At 62.7% G+C, this 507-nt stretch carries 1 protein-coding gene; it reads left to right on the top strand.

Features of this window, described 5'->3' with window-relative positions; all coding sequences use genetic code 11:
• Positions 1-224 precede the first annotated feature (224 nt).
• Positions 225-410 carry a type II toxin-antitoxin system Phd/YefM family antitoxin gene (locus tag ACYVJE_RS23155; RefSeq protein WP_461146147.1) on the top strand — a complete coding sequence of 62 codons (186 nt, stop codon included), beginning with the start codon at positions 225-227 and terminating at the stop codon, positions 408-410.
• The last annotated feature ends 97 nt before the right edge of the window (positions 411-507 follow it).

The following is a 507-nucleotide window of genomic DNA, read 5'->3' as shown; positions in this document are numbered from 1 at the left end:
GACGCTCATGGCGATGTGCTCGTCACTGAACCTCACCTCGATGCCGGGCACCCTGCGAACCTGCTCGATCTCGGACAAGGCGATCCGGATACGGGCGGAGACGACCAGCGACACATGAACCGGTCCAGGCTTCATGGAGGCCGCGATCTGTCCCAGGTCCAGAGCGGCTCTCCAGATTGTGCTACCACATAGCACCGTGTAGCACTCCGTTGTACGGTTGATGGATGAGCACTCCTCAGCCCGACCACACCCACCAGATCTCCCAGCGTGACCTGCGCAACCGGTCCGCGGAGATCATGGACGGCCTGGAGCGCGGAGAGCGGTACGCCGTCACCCGCAACGGCCATCACATCGGTGACCTCGTGCCCATCCGCCGTCGGCGCCGGGCCTCGTGCACCCGCCGTTCATGAAGTCGGAGGCCAAGCGGTCTTAGGAAGACAACACCATGTCTCAACTCCTTGGCTCACAGAACGACATGGCTACGATCCGACTTATGCGATCGAGCCG

It is taken from the genome of Salinifilum aidingensis, assembly GCF_054782015.1.
The sequence above is the reverse complement of the archived record's forward strand: the minus strand, read 5'-3'. Positions and strand labels throughout refer to the sequence as shown.

Coding starts and splice junctions, on each gene's coding strand:
- ACYVJE_RS23155 (WP_461146147.1), top strand. CDS start 225: ATGAGCACTCCTCAGCCCGACCACACCCACCAGATCTCCCAGCGTGAC.